24 protein-coding genes are annotated in these 24,117 nt (G+C 62.9%); 12 read left to right on the forward strand and 12 right to left on the reverse strand.

All coding sequences use genetic code 11. The features are described 5' to 3' along the window. Position 1 precedes the first annotated feature (1 nt). The 4 genes from GN300_RS11655 to GN300_RS11670 are packed head-to-tail and all read right to left on the reverse strand — an operon-like array spanning position 2 to position 2,424. A complete protein-coding gene (locus GN300_RS11655; RefSeq protein WP_003944137.1) occupies positions 2–520 on the reverse strand; it encodes a copper resistance CopC family protein in 519 nt (172 codons plus the stop codon). Next, positions 520–1,188, reverse strand: a complete 669-nt coding sequence (locus tag GN300_RS11660; protein WP_058038085.1) for a YcnI family protein — start codon at positions 1,186–1,188, stop codon at positions 520–522. The genes GN300_RS11655 and GN300_RS11660 overlap by 1 nt, the downstream gene beginning before the upstream one ends. Before the next feature lie 52 nt (positions 1,189–1,240). After that, positions 1,241–1,756 carry a hypothetical protein gene (locus tag GN300_RS11665; protein ID WP_063315284.1) on the reverse strand — a complete coding sequence of 172 codons (516 nt, stop codon included), beginning with the start codon at positions 1,754–1,756 and terminating at the stop codon, positions 1,241–1,243. A 14-nt stretch (positions 1,757–1,770) separates the two neighbouring features. Then, the gene (locus GN300_RS11670; protein WP_003944178.1) at positions 1,771–2,424 is read right to left on the reverse strand and encodes a DUF6474 family protein; all 654 of its coding nucleotides are present in this window, start codon (positions 2,422–2,424) and stop codon (positions 1,771–1,773) included. Between the two features lie 124 nt (positions 2,425–2,548). On the opposite strand from GN300_RS11670, the gene GN300_RS11675 reads away from it, so the two are divergent. Both GN300_RS11675 and GN300_RS11680 read left to right on the forward strand, forming a co-directional pair. Further along, complete coding sequence (locus GN300_RS11675) at positions 2,549–4,105, forward strand: TM0106 family RecB-like putative nuclease (protein ID WP_063315974.1); 1,557 nt, start codon at positions 2,549–2,551, stop codon at positions 4,103–4,105. Between the two features lie 138 nt (positions 4,106–4,243). Then, complete coding sequence (locus tag GN300_RS11680) at positions 4,244–6,571, forward strand: bifunctional diguanylate cyclase/phosphodiesterase (protein WP_030535863.1); 2,328 nt, start codon at positions 4,244–4,246, stop codon at positions 6,569–6,571. 55 nt (positions 6,572–6,626) lie between these two features. Here the strand turns inward: GN300_RS11680 and GN300_RS11685 are convergent, their stop codons facing one another. Next, the gene (locus GN300_RS11685; protein ID WP_003944195.1) at positions 6,627–7,394 is read right to left on the reverse strand and encodes an SDR family NAD(P)-dependent oxidoreductase; all 768 of its coding nucleotides are present in this window, start codon (positions 7,392–7,394) and stop codon (positions 6,627–6,629) included. A 158-nt stretch (positions 7,395–7,552) separates the two neighbouring features. Between GN300_RS11685 and GN300_RS11690 the strand changes: the two genes are divergently transcribed. From GN300_RS11690 to GN300_RS11700, 3 genes are read left to right on the forward strand one after another with little or no spacing between them, the layout of a single operon-like run. After that, positions 7,553–8,143 carry a hypothetical protein gene (locus tag GN300_RS11690; protein WP_063315283.1) on the forward strand — a complete coding sequence of 197 codons (591 nt, stop codon included), beginning with the start codon at positions 7,553–7,555 and terminating at the stop codon, positions 8,141–8,143. Beyond that, positions 8,136–8,786 (forward strand): DUF6308 family protein, encoded by a 651-nt coding sequence (locus GN300_RS11695; RefSeq protein WP_030535861.1) that lies wholly within the window; start codon positions 8,136–8,138, stop codon positions 8,784–8,786. Before GN300_RS11690 ends, GN300_RS11695 begins: the two co-directional genes overlap by 8 nt. Positions 8,787–8,821: 35 nt before the next feature. After that, positions 8,822–10,174 carry a DUF222 domain-containing protein gene (locus GN300_RS11700; protein ID WP_233405624.1) on the forward strand — a complete coding sequence of 451 codons (1,353 nt, stop codon included), beginning with the start codon at positions 8,822–8,824 and terminating at the stop codon, positions 10,172–10,174. Between the two features lie 81 nt (positions 10,175–10,255). On the opposite strand, the gene GN300_RS11705 is transcribed toward GN300_RS11700, so the two are convergent. Together GN300_RS11705 and GN300_RS11710 are read right to left on the reverse strand one after the other, a co-directional pair. After that, complete coding sequence (locus GN300_RS11705; RefSeq protein WP_063315282.1) at positions 10,256–10,807, reverse strand: GNAT family N-acetyltransferase; 552 nt, start codon at positions 10,805–10,807, stop codon at positions 10,256–10,258. After that, a complete protein-coding gene (locus GN300_RS11710) occupies positions 10,804–11,487 on the reverse strand; it encodes a TetR/AcrR family transcriptional regulator (protein WP_007735953.1) in 684 nt (227 codons plus the stop codon). The genes GN300_RS11705 and GN300_RS11710 overlap by 4 nt, the downstream gene beginning before the upstream one ends. 102 nt (positions 11,488–11,589) lie before the next feature. Here GN300_RS11710 and GN300_RS11715 point away from each other — a divergent pair, with 102 nt between their 5' ends. From GN300_RS11715 to GN300_RS11735, 5 genes are read left to right on the forward strand one after another with little or no spacing between them, the layout of a single operon-like run. After that, the gene (locus tag GN300_RS11715; RefSeq protein ID WP_007735955.1) at positions 11,590–12,780 is read left to right on the forward strand and encodes a lipid-transfer protein; all 1,191 of its coding nucleotides are present in this window, start codon (positions 11,590–11,592) and stop codon (positions 12,778–12,780) included. Positions 12,781–12,822: 42 nt separating this feature from the next. Next, the gene (locus GN300_RS11720) at positions 12,823–13,254 is read left to right on the forward strand and encodes an SRPBCC family protein (protein ID WP_030535858.1); all 432 of its coding nucleotides are present in this window, start codon (positions 12,823–12,825) and stop codon (positions 13,252–13,254) included. Positions 13,255–13,261: 7 nt separating this feature from the next. After that, a complete protein-coding gene (locus GN300_RS11725; protein ID WP_030535857.1) occupies positions 13,262–14,137 on the forward strand; it encodes a MaoC/PaaZ C-terminal domain-containing protein in 876 nt (291 codons plus the stop codon). Positions 14,138–14,178: 41 nt separating this feature from the next. Next, positions 14,179–15,045 (forward strand): SDR family oxidoreductase, encoded by an 867-nt coding sequence (locus tag GN300_RS11730; RefSeq protein WP_007735961.1) that lies wholly within the window; start codon positions 14,179–14,181, stop codon positions 15,043–15,045. Positions 15,046–15,049: 4 nt separating this feature from the next. Next, entirely contained in the window at positions 15,050–17,248 is a 2,199-nt protein-coding gene (locus GN300_RS11735) for an acyl-CoA dehydrogenase (protein WP_047272735.1), read from the forward strand. A gap of 19 nt (positions 17,249–17,267) precedes the next feature. On the opposite strand, the gene GN300_RS11740 is transcribed toward GN300_RS11735, so the two are convergent. From GN300_RS11740 to GN300_RS11755, 4 genes are all read right to left on the reverse strand, one after another. Next, positions 17,268–18,680, reverse strand: coding sequence for an amidase (locus GN300_RS11740; protein WP_063315281.1), 1,413 nt, complete (start codon positions 18,678–18,680; stop codon positions 17,268–17,270). A gap of 90 nt (positions 18,681–18,770) precedes the next feature. After that, the gene (locus GN300_RS11745) at positions 18,771–18,929 is read right to left on the reverse strand and encodes a hypothetical protein (RefSeq protein ID WP_003944172.1); all 159 of its coding nucleotides are present in this window, start codon (positions 18,927–18,929) and stop codon (positions 18,771–18,773) included. A 144-nt stretch (positions 18,930–19,073) separates the two neighbouring features. Continuing rightward, a complete protein-coding gene (locus GN300_RS11750; protein ID WP_063315280.1) occupies positions 19,074–19,724 on the reverse strand; it encodes a sterol desaturase family protein in 651 nt (216 codons plus the stop codon). After that, complete coding sequence (locus GN300_RS11755; protein ID WP_063315279.1) at positions 19,721–20,443, reverse strand: FadR/GntR family transcriptional regulator; 723 nt, start codon at positions 20,441–20,443, stop codon at positions 19,721–19,723. The genes GN300_RS11750 and GN300_RS11755 overlap by 4 nt, the downstream gene beginning before the upstream one ends. A 166-nt stretch (positions 20,444–20,609) precedes the next feature. On the opposite strand from GN300_RS11755, the gene GN300_RS11760 reads away from it, so the two are divergent. Both GN300_RS11760 and GN300_RS11765 read left to right on the forward strand, forming a co-directional pair. Further along, complete coding sequence (locus GN300_RS11760; protein WP_063315278.1) at positions 20,610–21,632, forward strand: ABC transporter substrate-binding protein; 1,023 nt, start codon at positions 20,610–20,612, stop codon at positions 21,630–21,632. Next, entirely contained in the window at positions 21,629–22,642 is a 1,014-nt protein-coding gene (locus GN300_RS11765) for an ABC transporter substrate-binding protein (RefSeq protein ID WP_063315277.1), read from the forward strand. Before GN300_RS11760 ends, GN300_RS11765 begins: the two co-directional genes overlap by 4 nt. Before the next feature lie 12 nt (positions 22,643–22,654). On the opposite strand, the gene GN300_RS11770 is transcribed toward GN300_RS11765, so the two are convergent. Beyond that, positions 22,655–24,106, reverse strand: coding sequence for an amidase (locus GN300_RS11770; RefSeq protein ID WP_063315276.1), 1,452 nt, complete (start codon positions 24,104–24,106; stop codon positions 22,655–22,657). Positions 24,107–24,117 lie beyond the last annotated feature (11 nt).

Consider the following 24,117-nt stretch of genomic DNA (forward strand, 5'->3'; position numbering starts at 1 on the left):
ATCAGCTCGACTTCGGCTTACGGAGCACGAAGAACAGCGCACCGCCGAACACGACGACGCCGGCGACGATGAAGATCCACACCGGCATGCTGCCGGACTCCGACTCACCCGTACTCGACGCGGCGGCAGCGCCGGGAGTGCCCGACCCCGCCTCGGTGAGGGTGAAGGTCAGAGTTCCGTTGACGGGGTGGCCGTCGGCGGAAGTGACTCGGTACGCGATGGTGTAGACGCCGGTCGGCCCGAGATCGCCGAGGTCTGCACTGACAGTGGGTCCTTCGACGGACGGATCGCTCTTGGTCCAGAGGTTGCCGTCCGGGCCGGTGACCGTCAGCGCCGCGAACTGTGCCTGCAGAGCCTCGTTGAACGTGACCGAAACCGTGTCAGGCGCAACCTGAATGGACGCACCGTTTTCCGGGTTGGAGCCGACGACCGCGGAGTGTGCACTGGCCGTGCCCATTCCGAGCATCGTGGCCAGCATCGCGAGCATGCCGACGGCGATGACCTTGATCCGGGTACTCATCAGCGCTTGCTCCTGACCAGTGCGCCGAGGCCGAGTGCAGCGCCCAACGCGCCGAGCACCAGGCCGACGCCGCCGAGCCAGCGCGCGGTGTTGTCTGACGAAGAAGATTCGGAAGCAGCGGACGTCTCGGCAGTGTTATCGGCAGCAGGCGCTCCGTGAGCATCGCCGGTGGATGCGGCGAGAGTCAGCGTCGGCGCGGGCTTGTCCGGCTCGCTGCCGTCGGCAAGTTCTTCCTGATCCCAGTTGACGACGTTGCCGTCGCTGTACGTCTGGACGGCCTTGAACTCGACCTCTTCCTGCTCGGGCAGCGGGCCGGCAGAAAGGACGAACTGCTGGAACTGGCCGGGGGCGATTCCGACGCCGGGGTCGGCGGTCCACGTCACGGACTTGGCGACCAACGAGGTGGGGTCCTTCTCCACGACGGCGGTCCAGCCGGGCATCGGTTCGGTGCGTGCCGACTTGAGGTCGGGGAGCGCCACCGTCAGTTTGGTGGTCGAAGCGGTGTCGGATTCGGTGGGCACGCGGAACGTGAGAACGGAGTATCCGCCCTGCGCAGCTCCTGGTGCGACGACGCTGACGTGTGCTGAAGCAATTCCGGCGGCCAGCAGCACGGCGCTGCCGGTAGCGACGGTCGTGACAACCGCGCGCGAAATCAGGGTGTTCTTCATGTCGGGAAGTGTCCTCTTGGTCTGGTGAAGGGGTGGGGCGTTCTACGAATCTTCAGACCAGGGCAGGAGGACCGCGCCGCGAGATGCTGGCGCGAAGTAGAGCGTCGACAGGTCCGTGATGGATTCCGGTCGAGACGGTGTGGCCGCGGGAAGTGACAGCGGCGGGAGCCAGAGACGCCAGGACGACGTGGAGAGCGTGGGTGACAACGCGGTAGAGGCGCTCGGCGGCCAGGACCGCCACCGCACAAGCGACGGTGGCACCGGCGTGAGCACCGAGCATCACCAACCCCGGAGCGGGCGAATGAGCGTGCTCGGAGAGCGTCATGGTGGTGTGCGCGGCCAACTGACCCAGACCCAGAGCAAGGATCAAGGCAGCGGGCCCCCGAGAGAGGGCGGGAAGGGTGGCCGTCACGGCGCCGACGGTTGCACAGACGGCGAGCAACAGGGTCAGCGACGACGACTGTGGCAGCTCGCCTCCGCCGATCCCGTGCGCGGCGACAGCGAGAGCAGCCGAAGCGGAACCGACAGCTGTCCCCCGAAGGGTCGCGGTCTGCTCGGCTGCTCTCACTGGCGTTCTCAGGTCTAGCGCACGCCGAGACGTGCGAGCAGATCTGCTTCGACGCCGTCGAGTTCGGAAGAAATCGCCTGGTGAGCTGCTTTACGGCGAGCCTGCGGCATCTGCTCGGCAGCGCGAACTGCCGTGCTGAGGTCGCCGAGGCGCTCACGGATGGCGGCGGCGAAACGCTGCGTCTCCGCGTCGTCGGGCTTGCGGCTGAGGATCTCGGTGACCGAGCTCTCGGCGCCGGCGATACGAGCGCTCAACTTCGCGCCGTGACCGGTGTAGTCACCGAGCTGGTCGACGGCGATGCCCATCTTCTGTGCACGCGTGGTGTCGAGCTGGGCGCGCACCGCCGTGGCTGCGCGGTAAGCGATCGGCAGGAGAACGGGGGCAAGCAGACGTGCCACTCCCAGGTACTTACGCACCTTGGCGACGGTCAGGCCCTGATTCGCAGCGGCCTTCTCCTGCGCCTTCAGGGTCGCGATCTGCGCCTTTTCGATCTTGTGCTGTGACTCGATCTCGGCTTTCTCCAGCTTCTTGAGCGACTTGGTCTCGACCTTGTCGCGCTTACGCTGGCTCTTGGCGTTGAGCTTCGCCTCGACCTCAGCCTTGTGCTTGAGAGCCTTTGCCTCCGCCTTGCGGGTGGCACGAGACTTTCGCTTCTTGAACAACCCCATCGAAAAGGACCCCGTTTCCAGGTGTTTGTGTGTTGCCAGGTACCTGCGCTTCGGCTTCAGCCTAGGGGAGCACATAATCTTCGTCATCGTGTGTTCCGTTAACAACCCCGCGCCCCAGCTCCCGATCATCGATTCGGGGGCGTTGACCCGATGCCGTCATCGGGTGCGTCTGGACGGGTTGTTTCCCGGGAAATCGGCTTCGGAACCCGTCGACACCGGCATCAAGCAGCGCCAGGATGCCGCGATCGCGAAGCGCGCGGAGATCGCCGAACTCGTGATCGGTGCTGCTCCCGAGCGTTGGGTGAAGATCAACCCCGACCAATCGGCGTCGGCTCAGGCTCGCGACACCTTGGCTGCCTGTGAGGCCGGCGCAGACCGGATCTGGGGCGCGGTCTTGCCGGTCGAGCGCGACACCGGACGCAAGGGCCGCTGCGAAATGCTCATCCGTGACGACGAGGGTGGCGGGTACATCCCCGTCATTGTCGTCAATCACAAGGTGACCGATCCCGGCCAGGGCGCGATCACCTCGGGGCTCTTCGAATGGGAGCCCGCGGCCGATCCCAAACGCAAGGTCCGCAGTCAGGTCCGCGATCAGATGCGCGTCGCGCAGGTCTATCGGATGCTCGAGCGTCGTGGGCTGGCGAGCCCGTCGCTGACGGCAGGCGCGATCGGATACAACGGAGACTGCATCCTCGTCCACGACCTCAGCGCGATTCTCGACGATTACGACAAGCGTTTCGCCGACCGTATCGCTGTGGCCCGCGGTGAGGTGCTGACGTCTCCGTCACAGGTGAGCGAGTGCAAGTCGTGCCCGTGGTGGACCGAATGCAAGCAGGAGTTGGTCCGCAACCGCGACGTCAGCCTGGTGGCTGTCGGATCGCGGGCCGAGCTTCTGCGCGACGTGGGCTGCAACACGATCGATCAGCTGGCCGCCTGGGACGGTGAGCCGCTCGAGGATTGGCCGCACGGAAATTTCGACGACGCAGTGGTGATCGCCAAGGCGTGGTTGGTGGATGCTCCGTTGGTGCGGCGGTTCGAGAAAATCTCGGTGACTCGGGCGGACATCGAGATCGACGTCGACATGGAGAGCTATCAGGAGCACGGCGCCTACCTGTGGGGGACGTTGCTCAATGTCGGTGGCTTCTCGATGTATCGAGGATTTGCGACGTGGGACCCGTTGCCGACACGTGACGAGGCGCGGTCGTTCGCAGAGTTCTGGGGCTGGCTGATGGCGGAGCGTGCCGCAGCCGCCGCTTCGGGTAAAACCTTTGCCGCGTACTGCTATTCGCGTTCGGCCGAGGACAAATGGTTGTTGGACTCGGCGCGCAGGTTTGCCGGTGAACCCGGGATTCCGAGTAAGGACGAGATCCGCGAGTTCATCGACAGTCCGCAGTGGGTCGACATCTATCAAGCGGTGAGTGATCAGTTCATCTGCCCGAACGGCAAGGGACTCAAGAAGATTGCCCCCGTTGCCGGATTCAACTGGCGTGACGCCGAGGCCGGGGGTGAAGCGTCGATGGCGTGGTACCGCGAGGCGGTCGGCTACGACGGTGAGCCGGACGAGACGCAGCGGACACGCATCCTGCAGTACAACGAGGACGACGTCATTGCCACCAAGGTCCTCCGTGAGTGGATGACGGACCGCGCGGAGAAGGAAATTCCGCTGGCTTCCGAGTTGTAGCGCTGATCCGTTCTGTCGCGATTGTCTGAAACATCCTATTTAACAGTATGTTTCAACTCGTAGTTTCTCGTCATCGTGTGTCCGGAACCCGCATCCGCGCTACCTTCATCTGGTCGGCTCCACGATGGAGGGTGTTGCATGCTGAGCAGGCTGACTTCGAGTGCGAGCGACGCCGAACTGTCTGACGTCGAGCGGCGCGACCTCTTCGCACGCCAGATACTGCAGGTGACGACGGTCGCGCCACTGGCCAACATGGTCAATGTACTCAGCGTGTGCGCTTTGCTTGTGTATGTCGTACCCCCCGGTCACAACGAGTTTCGGGTGATCTGGGGTTCTGCGGCCTTCTTGGTCGTCCTCAATTCGGTGCGCGTCTGGATACCGCGAGTCGTCCTGAAGGGCCGGTACACGCCCAAACATACGACGAGGTACGACTACTGGGCGCTCATGCTCGAGGTGATCCTGCTCGGGCTTCTGCTTGTCGTTCTCGCCGCCGCGATGCTTCCCGTGACGGACAACTCGCGAAAGCTTGTGCTTCTAGCGACATTCGCCGGAGTCATGGGCGCCGGCGCCGTAGCGTTGTCGACGGTTCGGTCGATAGCGGTAGCGTGGATTCTGGTGCACAGCATCGGATTGCTCGTCGTTATCCTGCCCAAGAGAACTACGGAATATGCTGTGCTCTCGTTCCAGTTGGTCGTTTACTCGGTGACACTGATTATCGGCGTCGTGTACCTCTGGGCGTCGTTCCGAAGTCGTTGTCTCGCCGAGTTCGAGGCTGCTGCCGAGCGCCAGACGGTCAGTTTGCTTCTCGACGATTTCGAGGGTGGGTCACGCGACTGGCTGTGGGAAGTCGACACCACCGGGACGTTGTCGCACACCTCCGCTCGGCTGTCGCAGATCTCGGGAGTTCCCGTCTCCGACCTGCGAACCCTGTCGCTGCGCGGATTGTTGGATCGGCTCGACGTGGGTTCGACGAAGAGTGGCCGAGCCGCGGTCCAGGTCATCGGAGATCACCTCGACCGCCTCATGCCGTTTCGAGAGGTCGTCATTCCCGTTCGTGTCGACGGCGTCGACCGATGGTGGTCTCTGTCGGGTCATCCCAGGCTATCCGAGGCCACGGAGTTCGTGGGTTGGCGAGGCGTGGGCTCGGACATCACCGAGAAGTACAACTACGAGCGGCGAATTCTGTGGCTTGCTGCAACCGACGGACTGACCGGGCTCCCGAATCGCCGGACGTTCGGCTCGGAGCTGTCCGACGCGCTCGGCACCGTCCGAACCGGCGAGGAAGTCCTTGTCGGAATCCTCGACCTGGACAATTTCAAGTCGGTGAACGACACGTTAGGGCACCCTGTCGGTGACAAATTGTTGATTTCCGTTGCTGCACGGCTCAATCGGGTGGTCGACGGCGCCATGTGCGCGCGAATCGGTGGTGACGAATTCGGCGTCGTCTTGCGGGGAACAGGGGACGGCGGAGAGGTGTTCGCTCGCTATCTGGATGCATTGCGTGAGCCGTTTTACGTGCGGGGGAATCGCATCGAGGTTCGTGCATCGATCGGCTATGCCGGAGCACCCGCAGATTCCGAAGACGCGGACACGCTTGTCATGTCCGCCGACCTGGCGCTGTATGCGGCAAAATCCGCCGGCAAGAACCGGGTAGGAAGATACTCACCGGTGCTGCGGGCGCGGGCCAGGGAGCGAGCATCGGCCCTGCAAGAACTTGGGCTTGCGATCGAGTCTCGGCAGTTCGAGCTGTACTACCAACCGCAGGTTCGTGCGGACACCGGCCGCGTCGAGGGTTTCGAGGCACTGCTTCGCTGGAATCACCCGGTGCGGGGCGTGCTTGCACCGCACATTTTCATCGATGTCGCGGAGGAGACCGGCCTGATAGTCCCTCTGGGGCTTCAGGTACTGAACATGGCGTGCGCCGAAGCCGCGACGTGGCCCGACGACACTTACGTGACGGTGAACGTCTCTCCGGTGCAACTGATGTCGTCCGGCTTCGGATCGGCCGTGAACGATGCGCTGGAGGCAAGCGGTCTGTCCGGCAAACGGCTTCAGCTGGAAATCACAGAGACGGGAGCAGTGGAGGAGCTTGCCGTCGCCGAGTTGGATCGCCTGCGTGCCACCGGAATTGCGATTGCCCTGGACGACTTCGGAACCGGCTATTCGTCTTTCGAGAGTTTGAAGAAACTGCCGTTGGACATCCTCAAGATCGACCGGTCGTTCATCACCGAACTGAGCGAGGGTGATTCGGCAGTTGTCACTTCGGTGGTCGAGGTGGCGAAGGCGCTCGGTATGCAGTCATTGGCGGAAGGCGTGGAGACGGCCGACCAGCTGAGGCTCTTGCTTACCGCCGGTTGCGAATTGGTTCAGGGCTACTACATCAGCCGACCGATGCCGGCGAAGGAAGTGGCCGAGTACCTCAGCGCAACTGCCCACTCCAACGGTGGGTATTTTCATTCGTTCTGACAACTGTGCGCCTTTATTAACCGCGGGCGGTTAATAAAGGCGCACAGCAGGGAGGTTAGCGCGGCGCCATGCGCAGTGCGCCGTCCATGCGGATGGTCTCGCCGTTGAGGTAGTCGTGCTCGACGATCATCTGCGCGAGCTGCGCGTACTCGGACGGCTGGCCCAGGCGCGACGGGAACGGAACGCCGGCCTCGAGGCCCTTGCGGTACTCGTCGGTGACGCCTGCGAGCATCGGGGTGTCGATGATGCCAGGAGCGATCGTGTTGACGCGGATGCCGAACTGCGCAAGGTCACGGGCAGCCGGAACCGTCATGCCGTGCACGCCGCCCTTGGAGGCGGAGTACGCGATCTGGCCGATCTGGCCTTCGAAGGCAGCAACGGAAGCGGTGTTGATGACAACGCCGCGCTGGCCCGACTCGTCGACGGCCTCGGTCTTGGCGATGGCGTCGGCGGCCAGGCGCATGACGTTGAAGGTGCCGAGCAGGTTGACGGTGATGACCGTGCGGAACAGCTCGAGGTCGTGCGGACCCTTCTTCGACAGGATGCGTCCGGCCCAGCCGACACCGGCACAGTTGACGACGATGCGCAGCGGGGAGCCCGACTCGACGATCTGGTTGATCGCTGCTTCGACCTCTTCGCCGCTGGTCACGTCGGTGGGGATGAGGGTGACGCCGGCGGGGACGTTGTCGCCTGCGCGCTCGATCGACGCGGGCAGATCCAGGCCGAAGACGGTAGCGCCGGCGTCGGCGAGGCGCTTGGCTGTTGCGGCGCCGAGGCCTGATGCCGCTCCGGTGACCAGTGCTGCGGTTCCCTTGATTTCCACTTCGTGTGCTCCTCGAGTTAGCGATCGGTAAGGCGGTGGTACGTGTCGAGAACCATAACGCGAGGGTGTATGTGAGGGCGAACGCGCGAGACCCGCGTAGGGCTGGGTACCTTGGACGCGAGGTCTGAGAGCAAAGCACCGGACGAGAGGGGACCTGCGTGAGCAAGGCGCCTGTGCGTCCCGCCGCTTCTGTCGAGAATTTCGAGCGGTTGCAGCGCGACCCGCTCTTCGAAGATCTTGCCGAGCTGATTGCCGAGGTTCTCTCCTACGCGTTCGACGCTCCGGCCGCCGTCGAGATCGAACAGTGGACGATCAGTTGCCTGCCGTCGACCAACCGATCCGCGGAGCGCCATCGCTTGTTCACGCTCAATATCGGTCCGATGGAGATTCTGAGCGTCGAGTGCCATCTGGTCGGCGGTAAGGCGATCGAGCACGTCATGTCCGTGTACGTATCCAGTTCGGCACTGGAATCGCGAACCGGCTGCAGCATCGAAGAACTCGACGCCAAGCACGATCTGGTCGCCATCAGACGCACCGAGTTGGCGTCCGCCGACGGCGACGGGACCGTGATCGACTGCAGTCTCGAGGACTCGGATGCGTTGGAACAGTTTGCTCAACTGCCCGTCGACATGACGACGGTTCGTCCGCTCGCGGAGCATCTTGTTGCCAAGGGCAAGGGCCCATTTCGGCAGTATCACAACGCCGGGTTCGCCAAATATGTACTGGAAAGGTCGCTCGACCATGGTTGATCAGTTGCCCATCCGACTCCCGCGTGTGCTGCGAGACGGGGACGATGACGGCGCGGTCGACGTGCTGCAGGAATATTTCACGAGGCCGCTCCGAAAGACCGGTTATCTCCGAACCGGTGCGTTGTGGGATTCCTGGGATCCCAGTGGCAATCGCGATCGTGATGCGAACATCTTCACCGCGGAAGATCTTGTTGCGGTGACTCTTCTGTCGGTTCAGGTTCCGGCGCAAGGAGCCTTCTTCCTGCTCGGGGAGAACAATGCCGAACTGAACCGACTCCTGGCGGACGTGGGCCCGGATCGCGATCTGTCGAACGAACCCGATCCCTTCACTCCGGAATCCCCGGTGTGGCGGTTGGAGACGGCGCTTCGAGAGATTCACGGTGTCGGGCGAACCATGGCGTCCAAACTGATCGCGCGCAAGCGTCCGCGACTCTTCCCGATCTACGACGACGTCATCGGGCGGGAGTTGGGAACGAAGTCGGCCCACCTGGAACCCGTTCGCGTAGCCATGCGGGAAGACGAGTTGCAGAGTCGACTCCTCGATCTACGTGCACGAGCAGGTCTCGACGAATCCGTTCCGGTCATCAGGGTGTTGGACGTGCTGGCGTGGATGCAGGGTAAGGGATACAAACCGGCACTCTAGTTTTCTTGTCGGTGGGTGGGTTTATTGTCGAATGTATGTTCGATAACGGATCGACGGGCGGTGTGGGCACATCCGTCGATGACGGCCGTCCTGTCGTCGACCCACTCGTGTTGCCGGACATGCTCTTTGCGACGGCGCAGAGCGAGAACATGCTTGCCGCGCAAAAGGTGCTCGGTGCATCCATGTTGTCGGAGTCGCGATTCAACGCCGAACTCGACGTGTCCGGTGATGTCGACAAGGCGTGGCGGATCGCATGCAACGAGATCGCGGTCATGCTCACGTGCTCGCGTCGTACTGCCGAAGTCCACATCGAGATCGGTGATGCCCTACGGGAGTTCCTTCCGCTCACCAAGGCCGCCTTCGCTGCCGGCGAGCTGGACTATGCGCGTGTGCGCAAGATTGTCGACGGACTCACCGGGGCCGACCCGGAGGCGATCGCAGCACTCGAGCGCCGGGTACTTGCCTCGGCGCACCGTCTTCCGCCCGGGCAACTGGAGCGCGACATCGAGCGCCAGCTCTTTGCCTACGATCCGGATGCTGCCGCCGAACGTCGCCGGAAGATGCTGGAACACCGCGATGTTCGCACGCGAGCAGACCGTCACGGACTCGCCCAGTTGCAGGCAACACTCAGCGCGACCGAGGCCGTCGAAGCGCTTGGCCTGATCAACGAGGCCGCCGGAAGCGTCTGCAACCACGATCCACGAAATGTCTCGACCCGTAGGGCCGACGCACTGGTAGCTCTCCTGCACGGCGAACAGGGGCTGACGTGCCAGTGTGGCAGCGAAACGTGCGAGGCAGTATCCCCAGCAGCTCGATCGACTGCGCCCACACGTAGGAAGCCGGTGTTGCACATCGTGTGTGATCTGGCGACGCTCCTCGGATTGACGTCAGATCCCGCGAGCATCGACGGATACGGGCCGATCGATCCTGATTTTGCTCGCGAGCTCGCCGCTGATTCCACCTGGCAGGCCTTGTTCGTCGATTTCCGCGCCCAGGCCGCGGGGAACCGACCGCGTCGGCAGCATGCTCCGACTGTCCTGCCGCTTGTCACCCGACGTGATCGCCCAAGTCGCGATCCGAACGGCTGCGGGGATCGGATTCGGGCGATGCAACGGTTGGTCGCGCGATCCCCGGACATCGTTCGAAGATCGGATGGGCATGGCACCCAACCCGATCCGCCTCCCGGCGCGCTGACCTATGCTCCGGGAGCGGCTCTGGCCGCATTGGTGCGGGCCGTCGACGGTCACTGCCGGTTCCCTGGTTGTTCGGTGCCCGCGAACAGGTGCCAACTCGACCACGTCACCGAGTTCGATCCTTCCGATCCGAGACGCGGTGGGTGGACCATTGCGAGCAACCTCCAATGCTGTGTCGTCATCACCATCAGGTGAATACATACAGGTTGTGGACGCCGGTGATGCTGGAGGACCGTGCCATTCACTGGACCGATAAAACCAGCGGGTTGACGGCGGTCACGGTTCCGGAGAGGCACTGACTTCGAAGATGGTTTCCAGACCGTCTTCTTCGTCCCACTGCTCACCGACTTCGCAAAAATTGTACTGGCTGATCAGGTTTCGAGATGCGGCATTGTCCGGGCTGATGGTCGCGCGAACGATGTGTACTTCGGATTCGCGACTCGCGACGTCGAGAAGTATCTCGAGGGCGGTTCGTGCGTAGCCCTGACGCCGGAACGCCGGGTCGATGCGATATCCGACCTCCACCATCCCGCGCGCATCGGGGCGACCGTGGAATCCGGCCAACCCCACCGGCGTCGAGGTGCGGGCATCGACGGCGATGCGGGTGATCCACGCGCTGTCGAGGGGATTCTCTGCTATCTGCTTGCTCCGGTAGCGCCACAAGCCCTGGCATTCTTCGCCGAGGAGATACGGGGTCAGGAGGTCGGGTGCGAGTTCCATTGCAAGAGTGGCGTTGTCTTCACCCAGTGCGTGCAGGGCGAGTGATGGAACCTGGACCAGTTGAAGTCCACGTCCGCCGAGTGTCCAGGGTAGTTCGGTGACTGTCACAGGTCGGCGATCGGAGTCGACAGCGTTATGTCGACACCGATGCTCCGGAGATTGCCGTCGAGGACTTGCCAGATGGAGCGTTCGAGGAATTCGGCCAATTCCGCACTGGTCACATCGGAACCCGGCTGGCTGAGCCAACGGTTGACGCTGACGTCGACCAATCCGATGACGCCGAAAGCCAAGGGCTCCGCCATCTTCGACGGTTTGCCACGGCTGGTGAGGATCGTGCCCAACAAATTTCCCAATTGGACGGCGATTGCCGTCTTGGTTCCGGTCACCACTTTCGAACCGGTGGCCCGCGTACTCGGCGAGCCCTTGCCTAAAAAGTGGTGCAGTCGTGGATATTTCACAATCCACTGGAGGTAGGTCTCGACGGCCCGTGAGATGGCCTCGCCGACGGTGCCTTGTGGCGTGAGGGTGGGGGTCAGGTCGGTCATCATCATCTCGAGGATGCGGACTCGCAGCTGCTCGTCGAGGTCGGCTCGATCCTTGAAGATCCGGTAGACAACGGAACGGGGGACGTCGGCGCGCTCGGCGATCTGCTGGACGCCGACGTCGGCGCCACCTTCGTTGACTGCATCGAGTGCTGCGTCGAGGATCCGCGCTTTGCGCTGTTCCTTGTGATCATTCCAGCGAGTGCTGCGCCCGTCGGGCTGCGCCGACTCGGCTGTTTTTGTCATAAATCGAACGATACTCACCCCGCCATTGACTGGACAAGATGTCTCACATACTTTGGTGGGACAGCGTGTCACACACAGATACCGTTCTCTTCAGGAGTGGCAATGAGTAACAGGGTTTTTGTCGTCGGCGTCGGCATGACGAAGTTCGAGAAGCCGGGAGCCCGCGAGTGGGACTACCCCGACATGGCACGCGAGTCGGGTACCAAGGCGCTCGAAGACGCGGGTATCGACTACACCGAGGTCGAGCAGGCATACGTCGGCTACGTCTACGGCGAGTCCACCGCAGGTCAGCGCGCTGTCTACGAGCTCGGTCTGACAGGTATCCCCATCGTCAACGTGAACAACAACTGTTCGACGGGATCGACCGCGCTCTACCTCGCCACGCAGGCAGTCAAGAGTGGCCAGGCCGACTGCGCACTGGCGCTGGGCTTCGAGAAGATGCAGTCCGGGTCCCTCGGATCCACCTACGACGACCGTGAACAGCCCCTCATGCGGCACCTCCTCGCTCTCGCCGAGCTGCAGGAGTTCGCGATGCCGCCGGCTCCGTACATGTTCGGCGCCGCGGGCGTCGAGCACATGGAACGCTTCGGAACCACTGCCGAGCAGTTCGCGAAGATCGCCGTCAAGAACCACAAGCACTCACTGAACAACCCGTACGCGCAGTTCCAGGACGAGTACACCCTCGAGCAGATCCTCGAAGCACGCCAGATCCACGGGCCGCTCACCAAGCTCCAGTGCTCGCCCACCTCGGACGGATCCGGCGCGGCGATCATCGCCAGCGAAGCATTCGTCGAGAAGCACGGGCTCGCTGCTCAGGCGATCGAGATCGTCGGACAGGCCATGGTCACCGACATGAACAGCACTTTCGAGGACAAGAGCGCCATCAGCCTCGTCGGCGCAGACATGACCCGCAAGGCCGCCGAGAAGGTATACGCCCAGGCCGGGATCACCGCCGACGACGTCGACGTCATCGAACTCCACGACTGCTTCTCCACCAACGAGTTGCTGACCTACGAGGCACTTGGACTGTGCGCCGAAGGTGACGGCGGCAAGCTCGTCGACGCCGACGACACCACCTACGGCGGACGCTGGGTGGTCAACCCGTCCGGCGGCCTCATCTCGAAGGGCCACCCCCTCGGAGCAACAGGCCTCGCGCAGTGCGCCGAACTCACCTGGCAGCTCCGCGGAACCGCGGACAAGCGTCAGGTCGACGGCGCGAAGGTCGCCCTCCAGCACAACATCGGACTCGGCGGTGCAGTTGTCGTGACCGCATACAAGCCCTACGCACGCTGAATCACACCCTCAACCCGCCAGCTACCCACTAGGAGTTTCATCATGGCTTCCGTTTCCGTCTCCGCCGTACTGCCCGCATCCCCCGAGAAGACCTGGGATGCGCTCTCCGATCTGTCTCGCTGGGAAGAGTGGCTCACCATTCACCAGGGCTGGAAGAGTGAACTCCCCACCGAGGTCGCGTTGGGCGCCAAGTTCACCGAGGTCGTCTCCGTGATGGGTATGGCCAACAAGATCGAGTGGACCGTCGAAGAGGTCGAGGTTCCGAAGATGGTCAAGATTGCCGGTACCGGAATGGCCGGCGTCACCGTCGAATTCATCCTCTCGGTCGAGGCCGACGGTGCGGGTTCGAAGGCAACCGTCGACGCCAGCTTCAAGGGCACCATGATCGTCGGGCCGATCGGCAAGGCAGTTGCCAAGAACGCCAAGGCTGATCTCGAGGCCTCGCTGGCCAAGTTCGCCGAGCTGGTCGGGTAACGGCTCGATGACGACACCGAAGACCAACGCGGTCGAATTCGATACGTCCGGGCTGGACGTATGGACCGATCCGGAGCACTTCGAGGTGACAGCCGAGCGCATCGCCGAATATGCCGCTGCCACAAACGACCCCATCGAGCGACACCTGAAAGGCGAGATCGCTCCGCCGGTCTTCGCGGTGGTACCCGTCTTCATGTCGATGGCACCCGCTGCGCTGTCGGTGGCGCCGGTCGAACTGCTGATGAAGCTCGTTCACGGTGAGCAGGACTTCCTGTTCCACCGTCCGATCTACCCCGGTGACCACCTTGTCGCTCGTGCCAAGCCCATCGGATTCGAGGGCCGGGACAACGGATCCACCGTCGTCATCTACGTCGAAACCAAAACCGACAAGGGTGAATTGGTCAACGAGCAGTGGATGACGGCCTTCTTCCGCAAGGTCGACGCGGGCCCCGGACTTGGCGAGAAGGCTCCCGAACACCGATTCGACGACGCTCTTCGCGCTGGTAGACCCGCAGCGGTGGTGAACCAGCACATCGACGAGGACCAGACATTCCGGTACTCACCGGCTTCCGGCGATCCGATGCCGATTCACCTCGACGAGGAGATCGCTCGGATGTCCGGTCTCCCCGGAATCATCAACCATGGACTGTGCACGATGGCGTTCACGTCATGGGGAGCCCTGACCGAACTGGCAGGCGGCGAGACCGAGCGGTTGCGCCGTCTCGCAGTGCGATTCGCGAAACCCGTACTCCCGACCCAGGACATCGAGACGGTGTTCTACAAGTCGGGTTCGGCAGACGGAGCCACGTCGTACTCGTACGAAACCAGCGCGGTCGGTGACCTGGTCATCAAGGACGGCCTCGCGGTCATCGCCGACAAATGAGTCTTCATGTCCGACAACTGAACTGATGGGAATTTGAACTGATGGGAAGTCTCGACGGTCGCGTAGCGATCATCACCGGAGCAGGACGCGGCATCGGCCGTGAGCATGCGCTGCTCTTCGCTCGTGAGGGTGCGAGCGTCGTGGTCAACGACCTCGGCGGCGCAAACGACGGTTCCGGTGCAGATGCCGGCCCCGCGCAGCAGGTAGTCGACGAGATCGTTGCCGCAGGCGGCAAGGCCGTTGCCAACACCGACAACATCGCCACCTGGGACGGTGCCGAGGGCCTCGTCAAGCAGGCCGTCAGTGAGTTCGGCCGACTCGACGTCCTGGTCAACAACGCCGGCATTCTTCGTGACGCCTTCATCGCGGGTATGGACGAGAGCCAGTGGGACGCAGTCATTGCCGTGCACCTCAAAGGGCACGCAGCGACACTGCACCACGCTGCCGCATACTGGAAGGACCAGAGCAAGGCAGGCGAGACCGTCAACGCTTCGGTCATCAACACTGCTTCGGCTTCGGGTACCTTCATGCCCAATGCGGGCCAGGGCAACTACGGTGCAGCCAAGGCGGGCATCGCAGCCCTGACGTTGGTGGCCGCTGACGAGCTCGATCGATACGGCGTGCGCGTCAACGCAATTGCGCCGATCGCGCGTACTCGACTGACGCTGGCGACACCCGGTATGGGTGCGCTCTTCGCGGCCGAGGTCCCCGAGGGTGAGTTCGACGCGTTTGCGCCGTCCAACATCTCGCCGCTCGTGGCCTATCTCGCGGCGGCGGACTGCAAGCTCACCGGCAAGGTGTATGCCGTTCAGGGTGGGGCCATCACGGAACTCGCCGGCTGGCACGGTGTGAACACCATCGAGAGCGAGGGTCCCTGGACCACCGCTGACCTCGCAGAACGACTGTAAGCGCATGGCACGCAACGCATACGAACTCGGCCTCGGGCTGAGTGAGGAGCACACCGCGCTTGCAGATTCGGTGCGCTCCTTCGCCGAGCGCACCATCACCACCGAGCAGGTACGCGCGGCCGTGGAGTCGCGGACCGAGGACAAGTTCCCCCAGTTCTGGACGGCACTCGTCGGGCAGGACCTTCTCGGGCTCGCGGTTCCGGAAGAGCAAGGTGGTCACGGCGCCGGCCTGCTGACCTTGGCGGTGGCACTGGAAGCATTGGGCCGCACAGTCTCTCCCGGCCCGTTCGTTCCGACGGTATTGGCAAGTGCCGTTCTCGGTGTCGCCGATTCCAAGGCGGGACCCGAGTTCCTGCCCGGTCTGATCGACGGAAGTCGTACGGCAGCAGTCGCCTTGGGTGCACCGTTGGCGGCCGAGTCGTCGGACGGTGGGTACAAGATCACGGGCGCACTCGACGGTGTGCTCGGTGGTGAGCACGCCGACGTACTGCTGGTTCCGATCCAGTTGCCCGAGGGCGTTCGCTACGCGGTGCTCGAGAGCAGCGCAGTCGCGATCACCGTTCAGGACAGCATCGACGTGCTGCGCGGTAGTGCGCGGATCGAAGCTGACAATGTTCAGATCAGCGCCGAACGGATACTCGACGGTCTCACCGAGGCGCGGGTACGGTCCATTGCCGCAGTCGTTCTCGGCGCCGAAGACGTCGGTGTCATGTCCTGGTGCGTCTCCACTGCATCGGAGTATGCCAAGACGCGTGTGCAGTTCGGGCGACCCATCGGTCAGTTCCAGGGCGTCAAGCACAAGTGTGCGCAGATGGGCATTGCGCTCGAGCAGGCACGCGCCGTTGTGTGGGATGCGGCAAGCGCATTGGACAAGGGCGACGACACGGCAGATTTTGCCGCCGACATCGCCGCAGTCATCGTGCCGGACGCCGCAGTGCAGGTAGCGCAGGACTGCGTGCAGGTCCACGGCGGCATCGGCTTCACGTGGGAGCACGACGCCCACCTGTACTACCGGCGCGCGCTCTCGATCCGCGGCATTCTCGGTACCCGCGAGGATCGTGCCAACCGTGTTGCGCAGCAGGCACTTGACGGTGTCAGCCGGGCTTCGGTTCTCGAACTGCCGCCGGAGGCAGAGGAGATCCGCGGCGGCATCGCGGCCGAGCTTGCCAAGTTGGTCGAGCTCGACGAGGACGACCAGCTGATCGCGCTCGGCGACGGCGGCTGGGTTCAGCCTCACCTGCCGAAGCCGTACGGGCGCGGCGCCGCTCCGCTCGAGCAGATCGTCATCTCCCAGGAAATCAAGGCTGCCGGTATCTCGATGCCGCAGCTTCTGATGGGAACGTGGGCAGTGCAGGCCGTCGTGGCACATGGTTCGGACAAGCAGAAGCAAGAGCTGGCCGTGCCTACCCTGCAGGGTGAGCTGGTGTGGTGCCAGCTCTTCAGCGAGCCCGGTGCTGGTTCCGACCTTGCGTCATTGTCCACGAAGGCCGAAAAGGTCGACGGCGGTTGGAAGATCACCGGTCAGAAGATCTGGACCACGGTTGCGCAGTTCTCCGACTGGGCAATGCTGATCGCCCGCACGGACGCCACTAAGCCGAAGCATCAGGGCATCACCTACTTCGTGCTCGATATGTCGACACCGGGCATCACCGTCCGCCCGCTGCGTGAGATGACGGGCTCGGCGTTGTTCAACGAGGTGTTCCTCGACGACGTGTTCATCCCCGACGAGAACGTGGTCGGTGAGGTCAACGACGGGTGGAACGTCGCCCGGACGACGCTGGCCGGCGAGCGCGTCGCGCTCAGCCAGAAGATGGAGGCGTACGCCTCGGACTCCGATCTGCTGAAGTTCGCGAAGTCGGCAGACCTGAGCCCGATCGGACGCTACCGTGTCGGCGAGCTGGTTGCGGAGAGTCAGGCGATCGATCTCATCGGTTCCCGCGTTGTGCTCAAGCAACTTTCGGGAATCGACGTGAGTACGACGTCGAGCGTCGGCAAGCTGTTGGCGATGAAGATCAGCCAGTCGATCGCCGAGTTCGTCGTCGCCGAACTGGGTGCTGCCGGAGCGGTCAGCATCCCAGGTCAGCCAAGCGACAAGGCGATGGAGCAACTCATTTCGGGCCGCGCCACCACCATTTACGGCGGCACAACCGAGGTGCAGCTCAACGTGATCGGTGAGCGCATGCTCGGATTGCCGCGAGACTGAGGGTATTTACCGGCGAGGCTCAGTCCTGGATTCTTCTCCAGGGCTGAGCCTCTTCCAGTTCGAAGGCCAATTCGAGGAGTGTGCGCTCGTCGCCGAGATCGGCGGAGAAATGCGAAGCCAACGGCAAACCGTTGCTGGTCTGATGCATCGGTAGCGAAATCGCGGGACCTCCGGAGATGTTGTTCAGTGGCGTGAACGATGTGTACGCGATCAGCTTGTCGAAGAGTTCCTCGAAAGGCTGAGCGGGAGAGAGGTATCCCAGCTCGGGGGTGGTGTGCCCCAGGGCCGGCGAGAGCACGACGTCGTACTTCAAGAACATGGCGCTGTATTGCTGCTGGAGCCGTCGCAGACGATAGAGCACGCGCGGCGTCTTCACCAGGTTCTTCCGGTACAGCGTGTAGAGGCCCTTGGTGAGATTGTCGGTGCCGGACTTGTCGAAGTCGGGTGCGAGCATTTGTTTGCCACCGGTGGAGATGGCAAACGACAGAAAGCCCCAGTAAATGCTGAAGTCGTCGACGAATTCGGGCCCGACGGGCAGTGCTGCGTCCTCGACATGATGGCCAAGGCTTGCAAGGAGTTCGGCCGTAGCTTCGACGGACTTGCGCGTCTCGTCGTCCGTCTTGGTGACGGTGACGGAATCGGCGATCACGCCGACGCGCAGGCGGGTTGAGCTGGGTCCTTCGATCAAGCGAACCGGTGCGAGTCGCGGATTGCGGTAGTAGTTCTCAGCCGCAGACATCCATCGTGCAGAGTCGCGAACAGTGCGAGTAACGGCGCCCTGGGCGATCAACCGGATCGGCATCGACTTGTCGGCTGGATCGGCGATGGTGCGTCCGCGAGTGGGTTTGAGTCCGACGAGTCCGCAGGCAGCGGCGGGAATGCGAATCGATCCACCGCCGTCGTTGGCGTGCGCGATCGGGAGTACGCCGGCAGCAACAAGCGCGGCTGCGCCTCCCGAGGAAGCGCCCGACGAGTACGCCGGATTCCACGGGTTGTGGACGGGTTCTTCCGTCATGTATTCGGTGGACGCACTGAATCCGAACTCGGGCAGTCGGGTCTTGCCGATCGAAATGGCCCCGGTGGAGAGGAACTGCTTCGCGAAATCGCTGTCGGCTTTGGCGGGGATCGCGGTGAAGGCGGTACTGCCCTGCTGGGTGGGAAGGCCGGCGCTGTCGGTGTTGTCCTTGATCGCGGTGGGGACACCGGCAAAGACGCCCTTGGCGGGCCGGTTGCTCCTGGCGAGGGCACGATCGAAATCAGTGCAGGCCAGACCGTTCAGTTGCCCCTGCACTGCCTCGGCGCGGGCGATTGATGCCTCCATGACTTCCCGTGCGGTCACCTCGCCTGATTCGATCCGGGCGGCGACGCCGGTGGCGTCGAGGTCGCCCAGGGCGTCGTCGGTGAAAGCGTGGATGGGGGTGTTCGCGGTCATGGGGATCCTTGTCAGGCGGAGGCACTCAGGTCGTCCGTCCAGCATATTGGACGGACGACCCCTGAGTGGCGCTATCTGTGGATTGCGGTATCAGCTACCGAAGATCGTCACTGCCTGCTCTGCTGCCTGCGGCGCCTGCTGGAACACTCCCTGTGGGATGAACTGCTGCGGAATGAACTGCTGGGGGCCCAACTGCTGGAAGTTCGTGACCATCGGGTGGATGACGTTGTTGAATACATCGTTGAACATGTGTTGTGTCCTTCGGTTACAGCGTTTTTCGAACTTCTGACTCCATCGACACTAAGCACGGTTCTGACGAGTTTCAACGAAAATTGCTGATACACAGGCAAGTTCAAGTTCATTGCCAGCTGGGGGCCAGGAATCGGTCTTCCTTCACAGCTTGGACGCTGCGCCGTGCAGGTTCTTGGCTGTCGGGGAGGTCTCGACGGATTTGGGATCGGGGTACGTGCCCAGTACTCGATCGGCAGTTCCCGCGGTGGTGACGGTGAACCAGTAGTGCTCGTTCTTGAAGTGGTGGTTGCGGTGGTTGCGCCAAACTGACCGGTAGAGAGCAGTTTTCGGCTTGTAGTCACTGTGGATGAGGAAATGTGTCCACTCGTAACCGAGGCCGAGCACGGAAATGCAGGTCAGGAACGTCAGACCGAGTTCGACGCGGGGAAATGCCAGGAGGGCGACGGCTGTCAGAACGGGAATCACGATCAGGAGCGTCTGCCACGGGATGAAGATGAGTGAGACGGTTCGCGGCGCAAAGTGGTGTTCCCGATGGCTGCGCGCCAGCCGTGAATCGAGTGTGACGCCGGCAATGGTTCGTGGCTTCCAATGAAGAACGAAGACGTGAATGATCCACTCCACGAAGGGGAATGCGGCAAGCATCACGAGCGGAACGAGGGCGTCGGTGATCTGCCAGTTGCCCACTGCGATGCGCGCCGCCGCGGCGGCCAGCAGCATGGTGCCGATCATCCACGGCGTCGGTGACTTGCCGAACGTCCGTGCCGCATCGGCGAGAGTAAGAGGCTTGCTCATGGTTTCAGTCCTTCCAGGAAGGTGAGAGCGTCGCCGATTGCCGTCGTGCCGGTGTGAAGGAGCTGTGCGGCTGACGCCTCGGCAGTTGGCTCGTCGTGTGAAGTGATGGCGGAGGCCAGTTTTCGATACAGGTCGGTCTGGCCGACTTCGGCGACCATGACGGATGCAAGTGCAGTCATAGCCGGCTCGTATGCAGCCCGAAGGCTGTTGAAGATCAAACGGAAGGCAATGGAATCTGCGCTGTCGACGACGACGTCCCAGAACGCCAGAGCGCGGTCTTGCAACTCCACTGGATCTTCGGTGGCGCCTAGTTGATCAACGGCCGTGTCGAGTTCTCGGGCGGATTCCGCGGAGATGCGACGGGCGGCCAGCACAGCGATCTGCGGTCCCATCAACTCGCGAGTTTCCAGGACGCTGCGCACCACGCTCAGGTCGGGGACGCCGTCGCGCACCAGCAGCTGGGGGAGAAGTTCGGGTCCGGCCTGGCGTCGAAAATCGCGCACCGACGTGGACTCGCCCTGGCGGACCTCGACGAGTCCGGCCTGGGCGAGCTTCTGAATTGCCTCGCGGACTGCGGGCCGCGAGACGCCGAATGCCTCGGCGAGCTTGCGCTCGCTGGGTAGTACCTCACCCGCAGCCAGCTCTCCGGCCAGCACTTTCACCGATATCTGGTCGAAGACTGCGCCGGAGGCCGAGGTACGTGCAACGGGTTGAAACATGTACCGACCGTAACCCGCTTCTCGGTAAGAGGTCAAGTGGTAATACCAGTTCAACGATTGGAGGCTTGGCGCGAAAGAGATATGTCTTGGCCAAGAGGCTTCACCGTAACGGCGCAGGTGAGAGTAATTTTAGGTAACCCTAATTCGGATAACCGTCAGGAAACCCATGATATCGCTCCTGTTACCGACTCCAGATACCGATGCAGAGTTCGCTCGCATCACCGCTGCCCTGACTCGACGCGGCTTTCTCGGCGGAAGTGCCGCCGCGCTGTCCACACTTGCTCTCGTCGGATGCAGTAGTGGGGAGGGCGGGGACGGTGCGGACGGCGCAACTCGTACTGTGCAGACGCACTACGGATCCGTGGATGTTCCCGTCGATCCGCAGCGCATCGTCGCCGTCTCATACAACACCCCGTGGCAGTTGCAAGCCGTCGGCGCCCGACCCGTCGCGACGCTCGACTACAGCGCGTACATCGACCAGTTCACCCCGACACAGCAGAAGTTCATCGACGGCTTGTCCACGGTGGGGGTTTTCCTCGAGGTCAACCGCGAAGCCGTCGTGGCTGCCGCGCCTGATCTCATCGTCGGCGATGCGTACGAGATCGACGAGGACATGTTCCGCGAGCTCTCGAAAATTGCTCCGACAGCGGTGTATTCGGGCACGAACCGATCGGATTGGCGCGCTGTCGCCGAGGGTGTCGCAGACGCGGTCAACAAGGGTTCGGCATTGACGTCGAATCGCGAGAAGTATCAGGCGATGCAAGAGCGAATCCGCACCGAATACGCCGCGCAGCTTGGCGAGAATCGGTGGGCCCAGGTTGCTATCGGTGGTTCGGAAGGGCACTTCTCCATCTTGTATCCAACCGGAGTGACCGGCGCGATGCTCGCCGACCTGAACGTGACCCGCGGCGAATTCATCCCGGACCTGCGCCCAGCCACCGGCTTCGAAGCCTTCCCGCTCGAACAACTCGAAATGCTGCGGGACGTCACCGTCGTCATCTACCCGAAGCAGCCGAACGGAACTGATTCTGCAGGAATGAAATCCGTCTTCGCCAGCCCGCTGTGGAGCCGCATTCCGGCAGCAGCTTCGGGCCGGGTATTCGGAATCAGCACTCAGGTCACCGACTACGGCACTGCAATCAATTGGCTCAACGAACTCGAAACCGGCGCTTTGGAGGCACTTTCATGACATCACTTCTATTGCCCAGCGCTGACACCGATGCCGAATTCGCTCGCATCACCGCAGCACTTACCCGACGCGGTTTCCTCGGAGCCGGTGCCTTGGCGGGGATCGGATTGCTCACGGCCTGCGGAACCAGCTCCGGTGAATCGGCCGAGGGTTCGATGCGCACCATCAACACGGCTCTGGGGCAGGTGGAAGTGCCCACCAACCCGCAACGGGTGGTCAGCGCCGATTACTACACGGGCCCCGCGATGTTCGACGCCGGGTTCACACCGGTCGGATTGCCGGTCGACTACGAGAACGCCGACGGCGTCCCGGAACCCTATGCGTCCGCTCTGCGGTCTCTCCCGAAGGTGGGACGCTGGTACGAGCCCAACGCCGAGGCGATAGCGGCTTTGTCTCCCGACCTGATCGTGATGACCAACCTGCTGTCGGAGAACAACCCGGATCTTTACGAGCAGATCCGGTCGATCGCACCGACCGCGGTTTTTGCCGAGGACGGGCAGTACGCATGGAAGGAGCGCGCCTTCGGAGTCGCGGACGCGCTGAACCAGAGCGCGAAGGTTCAAGAGTTGGCAGATCGGTACGAGGCGCGGATCGCCAAGTTCCGCAGCGACAACGCTGATGTGCTGAGCAAGGTGAAGGTCGTCTACACCACGTACTTCGAGGAGAGTGGTTTCTCGCTGTACTCGCCGACCAAGTATCAGACGACGGTCATCAGCGAGGCCGGGTTCCAGTTCAACGACCGTTCACTCGCAATTCCCGCCGGCAGCAACGAGTGGTTCCCGAGGGAGCAGTTGGAGCTACTCGACGAGGCCGACGTCATCATCACGAACAGTGGCAAGGGCCCCATCAACGAGAAGTTGGCGAACGACACCATCTTCCAGCGTCTGCGCGCCGTCAAGAATGATCAGGTGTACTCGTTCGACTACGAGGGCGTCGCGTCCTTCGGTTGGGCCCTGACATTCCTCGAGCAGTTCCAGCCGATCGCTGAGGAGATCAGAGCCAAGCTCTGATCTCCTCAGCAATCAAGAGGACGCCGGCGTCACCACATTCAGCTTCGGTTGATGCTGGTCGGTGTATGCCCACGGGCGGATCTTCTCCAGTGCTTTGCCGATCCGGAACACGGTCGGTTCGTCGTACGTATGGCCGACGATCTGGACGCCCGTGGGAACGCCGTTGTGTGCGTGTCCACTCGGCACCGCCAATACGGGGCACCGATTGGCGACGTTGAACGGCAATGTGAGAAGTGCTTCGGCGGTGTTATTCACGTGCTGACCCGCCACAGTGAGGCCGTCGAGCAAAGACTCGCCTGCCGGGAAGGCGATGGTGCCCGAAGTCGGGCAGATCAGCGCATCGAAGGGAGCCATCGCCTCGGCGAGCTCTCGTTGCATTTGGGTTTCCTTGCGAAGGCCGTCCAGAAATGACATTTCCGCAGCGCCCTTCGACGTGATCGCGACGTTGTCGAGCGTGTAGTCGGCAAGAAGATCACCGTGGACGCGAGCAACTTCCGCGACGGATGCACCCATGATCGTTCCGAAATGGACTTTCACCGCTGCTGCCATCGAATCACGAGTCCACGGCAACTCGATCTCCTCGACGATCGCGCCGGCATCGACCAACGACTGTGCGAGAGCCCGGGTGTTCGCCTCGATGTCAGGCTCGATGGGGAAGTCACCGAGCCGCAGGCACAGGGCAATTCGCATTCCCTCGACCGACGGGTACTCGTGTGGCAGCGTGATCGCCGGCCTCAGGGAAGAATGGTCACGCGGATCCGGCCCGATCAGAACGTTGGCCAAAAGAATTGCGTCGTCGACAGTTCGGGCCATCGGACCGTCGCCACGGTAGGAATCCATGGACAGCGGGGCGACCCCGGCGATACGCCCGTACGAGGCCTTGAGACCGACGGTGCCGGTAAAGCCTGCCGGGCCTCGTGTCGACCCGCCGATGTCGGATGCTGTTGCCAGAGTAGTAGTTCCGGCGGCCAGTGCGGCGCCGGCTCCTCCGGATGAACCTCCGGGGCTGTAATCGAGGTTCCAGGGATTGCGGGTCACGCCCCACAAAGGAGAGTGTGTGAATGCCGCGACGCAGAATTCCGGTGTCGTCGCGCGTGCGTGAATCAGACCGCCTGCTGCCAGAACTCGGTCGATCACCGGTGCGTTCTCGCGGGCGATGTTGCCGCGCCCCGCCAGAGAGCCTTCGGTCAGCGACTTTCCGGCAATGGCATGTTTTTCCTTGGCAGCTACCGGAATTCCCTCCAGTGGCCGCGGGTCGGGTCCTTGGCCGCGATACCGGCTCTCGGCATCCCGGGCGCCTGCGAGTGCCTCGTCGAACATCTCTTCGGTGAAGGCATTGATGTGAGGTTCGAACTTCTGAGTTCGGTCGATGATTGCCTGTAGCAGTTCGACCGGAGACAATTCCCGCGCGCGAAAGTGAGCAATGGCTTCGGTGGCGCTGAGGTAGTGCAGTTCGTCTGACATGACGTTATCTC

It is taken from the genome of Rhodococcus sp. Ni2, from assembly GCF_021352185.1.
Classification (GTDB): domain Bacteria; phylum Actinomycetota; class Actinomycetes; order Mycobacteriales; family Mycobacteriaceae; genus Rhodococcus_F; species Rhodococcus_F qingshengii.

Bases quoted from the DNA above. Each gene is read 5' to 3' on its own strand.
- GN300_RS11655 (WP_003944137.1), bottom strand. From the start codon at position 520: ATGAGTACCCGGATCAAGGTCATCGCCGTCGGCATGCTCGCGATGCTG.
- GN300_RS11660 (WP_058038085.1), bottom strand. From the start codon at position 1,188: ATGAAGAACACCCTGATTTCGCGCGCGGTTGTCACGACCGTCGCTACC.
- GN300_RS11670 (WP_003944178.1), bottom strand. From the start codon at position 2,424: ATGGGGTTGTTCAAGAAGCGAAAGTCTCGTGCCACCCGCAAGGCGGAG.
- GN300_RS11680 (WP_030535863.1), top strand. From the start codon at position 4,244: ATGCTGAGCAGGCTGACTTCGAGTGCGAGCGACGCCGAACTGTCTGAC.
- GN300_RS11695 (WP_030535861.1), top strand. From the start codon at position 8,136: ATGGTTGATCAGTTGCCCATCCGACTCCCGCGTGTGCTGCGAGACGGG.
- GN300_RS11700 (WP_233405624.1), top strand. From the start codon at position 8,822: ATGTTCGATAACGGATCGACGGGCGGTGTGGGCACATCCGTCGATGAC.
- GN300_RS11710 (WP_007735953.1), bottom strand. From the start codon at position 11,487: ATGACAAAAACAGCCGAGTCGGCGCAGCCCGACGGGCGCAGCACTCGC.
- GN300_RS11715 (WP_007735955.1), top strand. From the start codon at position 11,590: ATGAGTAACAGGGTTTTTGTCGTCGGCGTCGGCATGACGAAGTTCGAG.
- GN300_RS11720 (WP_030535858.1), top strand. From the start codon at position 12,823: ATGGCTTCCGTTTCCGTCTCCGCCGTACTGCCCGCATCCCCCGAGAAG.
- GN300_RS11725 (WP_030535857.1), top strand. From the start codon at position 13,262: ATGACGACACCGAAGACCAACGCGGTCGAATTCGATACGTCCGGGCTG.
- GN300_RS11730 (WP_007735961.1), top strand. From the start codon at position 14,179: ATGGGAAGTCTCGACGGTCGCGTAGCGATCATCACCGGAGCAGGACGC.
- GN300_RS11735 (WP_047272735.1), top strand. From the start codon at position 15,050: ATGGCACGCAACGCATACGAACTCGGCCTCGGGCTGAGTGAGGAGCAC.
- GN300_RS11740 (WP_063315281.1), bottom strand. From the start codon at position 18,680: ATGACCGCGAACACCCCCATCCACGCTTTCACCGACGACGCCCTGGGC.
- GN300_RS11745 (WP_003944172.1), bottom strand. From the start codon at position 18,929: ATGTTCAACGATGTATTCAACAACGTCATCCACCCGATGGTCACGAAC.
- GN300_RS11750 (WP_063315280.1), bottom strand. From the start codon at position 19,724: ATGAGCAAGCCTCTTACTCTCGCCGATGCGGCACGGACGTTCGGCAAG.
- GN300_RS11755 (WP_063315279.1), bottom strand. From the start codon at position 20,443: ATGTTTCAACCCGTTGCACGTACCTCGGCCTCCGGCGCAGTCTTCGAC.
- GN300_RS11760 (WP_063315278.1), top strand. From the start codon at position 20,610: ATGATATCGCTCCTGTTACCGACTCCAGATACCGATGCAGAGTTCGCT.
- GN300_RS11765 (WP_063315277.1), top strand. From the start codon at position 21,629: ATGACATCACTTCTATTGCCCAGCGCTGACACCGATGCCGAATTCGCT.
- GN300_RS11770 (WP_063315276.1), bottom strand. From the start codon at position 24,106: ATGTCAGACGAACTGCACTACCTCAGCGCCACCGAAGCCATTGCTCAC.